The organism is Brooklawnia sp. (genome assembly GCF_032229645.1).
Classification (GTDB): domain Bacteria; phylum Actinomycetota; class Actinomycetes; order Propionibacteriales; family Propionibacteriaceae; genus Brooklawnia.
The window spans coordinates 27,250-30,011 of the sequence record NZ_JAVTWX010000120.1 but is presented as its reverse complement, the minus strand read 5'-3'; the positions used below and the strand labels follow the sequence as shown (position 1 = coordinate 30,011).

Annotated in this window: 1 protein-coding gene; it reads right to left on the bottom strand. The window is 65.8% G+C overall.

Annotation, left to right across the window (positions count from 1 at the left end; all coding sequences use genetic code 11):
- Positions 1–121: 121 nt before the first annotated feature.
- The gene (locus AAFP05_RS09115) at positions 122–2,674 is read right to left on the bottom strand and encodes a DUF3516 domain-containing protein (protein WP_341729546.1); all 2,553 of its coding nucleotides are present in this window, start codon (positions 2,672–2,674) and stop codon (positions 122–124) included.
- Positions 2,675–2,762: the final 88 nt, after the last annotated feature.

Here is a 2,762-nt window from a genome sequence, read left to right as displayed (position 1 = left end):
GGGCTGTGATCGGGCTGGTGCGTGGAGGCGGGTGATGCCCCCGAGGGGAGCAGGCGATTATCGAGTTCAGTTTGGTAGCTATAGGTGACCAAACTGAACTCGATAAATCGTGATGCCGCCATTACAGCCCGGGACCGTCGATTCGACCGAAGCCGATGATGTGCAGGGCCAGTTCGCCGGTCTCGTCACTGGCGTCCAGGTCGACATTCGCGCGGATCTGCCAGTCATGGTTCTCGTCCGGGTCGTCGATGATCTGACGTACCTGCCACCGGCGGGTATCTCGTCCATCAATGATGAACAGCTGAGGGGCCCGCGCACCGGCCGCAGTGCCCAGCTCGTCATGTTCGTCCCAGTAGTCCCCGAGCGCTTCATCCCAATCGTCGGCGGTGAAACTCACATCGGGATCCTCCGCGTCCAGCGCGGCCAGGCCGTCCACGTCGTCATCGGCCGCGAGCAGCACCCGGCGGAAGATCGCATTGCGCACCAGTGCGGTGAAAGCCCGCGGATTCCCGGTGAGCGGCCGCGGCCGCTCGGCCAGAGCCTGCTCCCGGGCCCCGGCATCGGCGGGGTTGGCGAGCGCCTCCCACTCGTCCACGAGACTGGAGTCGGTGGCCCGGATGAGCTCTCCCAGCCAGGCGATCAGATCGTCCAGCTCCTCGGTGTGGAAGGCGGCCGGAACCGTCTGTCGCAGCGCACGCCAGGCGTCCGAGAGGTACCGCAGCAGCAGTCCTTCGCTGCGTTGCACCTTGTAAAAGGCCACATACTCGGTGAACGTCATGGCCCGCTCGGTCATATCTCGCACGATCGACTTGGGCCGCAGCGGGTGTTCGACGAGCCACGGGTGGGTCTTGGCCATCGCCAGATGAACCGCTGCCAGCTCGTCGGCCAGCGGCTTCGGCCAGCTCACCTCGCCGAGGATCGCCTGCCGCTCCTCATACTCGTAGCCCTCGGCCTTGAGCTCGGCGATCGTCTCGCCCTTGGTCTTCTTCTCCTGGGCGATCAGGATCGCCATCGGATCCTCCAGCGTCGCCTCGATCACACTCACCACATCGAGTGCGTAATCGCCGGCCTGGTCGTCCAGCATCTCGAGCGCGTCCATCGCGAACGCGCTGAGCGGCTGGTTGAGCGCGAAATCGTCCTGCAGATTCGATGCGAGGTTATAGCGTCGCCCACCAGCAGTCGGCTCCGTAGTGCGGACGACCACTCCCGCCTCCAGCAGCGAGCGGCCCAGGGCCAATGCGCGGCGCAGTTGCTTGCGCTGCTGCCCGGCATCCGGAATCGCCTCCCGGACGATCCGGGCGAGCGCGGTCCCGGTCTCCTCGTCGCGATGCAGCAGATTGAGCAGCATCGAGTGGCTGACCTCCAGCCGGGCATGCAGGGTTTCCGGTGCCGAGGCGATCAGCTTCTCGAAAGTGGCCTCGGTGAAGTTGATCTCGCCGGCGGCGGGCTTCTTGCGGCGCACCGACCTGAGCTTCTTCTCGTCGCCGGCGAATTTGGCCAGCACCCGAGCATTCTCAATCTGATACTCCGGGGCTTGCACCACGACATTGCCCACCGGATCGAAGCCCGGACGCCCGGCTCTGCCCGCGATCTGATGGAATTCGCGCGCCCGCAGGACCCGCTGGCGGCGGCCGTCGAACTTGGTGAGCGTGGTGAAAACCACCGTGCGGATCGGGACGTTGATGCCCACGCCCAGGGTGTCGGTGCCACAAATCACCTTCAGCAGGCCCTGCTGAGTAAGCGTCTCCACCAGCCGCCGGTACTTCGGCAGCATCCCCGCATGATGGACGCCGACGCCCGAGCGCAGCATTCGCGACAGGGTGGCGCCGAACCCGCGCGCGAACCGGAAACCACCGATCGCCTCGACGATGGCATGCCGCTGAGCGGTATCGACGAGTTTCATGCTCATCAGACCCTGCGCCTGCTCGGTCGCGGCCGCCTGGCTGGGATGTACCAAGTAAATAGGTGCGCTGCCGGTGTGGACGAGTTCGGTGAGCGTCTCCGGTAGCGGATCAAGTGACCACTTGAAGACCAGTGGCACCGGACGCTCGGCTTGCGCGATGACCTCGGTCGGTCGTCCGGCGCGCTCGGTGAGCTTCGCCGCCAGCTCGGTGACATCGCCCAGGGTGGCGCTCATGAGCATGAACTGCGCCTGTGGTAACTCGCTGGTGGCCACCTGCCAAGCCCAGCCGCGGTCAGGGTCGGCGATGAAGTGATACTCGTCGGCCACCACCATCTGGACGTCGGCTTGGCTGCCCTCGCGCAGTGCGATATTCGCCAGGATCTCCGCGGTGCAGCAGATGATCGGCGCGTCCGGGTTGACCGAGGCGTCCCCGGTGACCATACCGACCAGGTCTGGGCCGAAGTCGTCCACCCAGCTGAAGAACTTCTCGCTGACAAGGGCCTTGATCGGCGCGGTGTAGTAGACCCGACCTCGATTGGCAAGCGTGGCGACATGCGCGGCGGTCGCGATCAGCGACTTGCCGGAGCCAGTCGGGGTCGTGATGATCGTGTTCGCGCCGGCGACGGTCGCCAGCAGTGCATCCGATTGATGGGGGTAGAGCCGCATGCCCTGGCTCGTCGCCCAGCCCTCGAAGGCGCCATAGATATCGTCCGGATCGGGGCGGGGGCCCAACGCGTCGAGGAGGAGCGAAAGGCTGGGTTGTTCGGGCATATGGACGATTCTGTCACCCGCCCGGCGGCTAGGAAAAGCGGCGGGTCTGGGCGGTGGGTCCGACGACAGCGGCTGGTTTGGGCGACAG

Coding starts and splice junctions, on each gene's coding strand:
- AAFP05_RS09115 (WP_341729546.1), bottom strand. CDS start 2,674: ATGCCCGAACAACCCAGCCTTTCGCTCCTCCTCGACGCGTTGGGCCCC.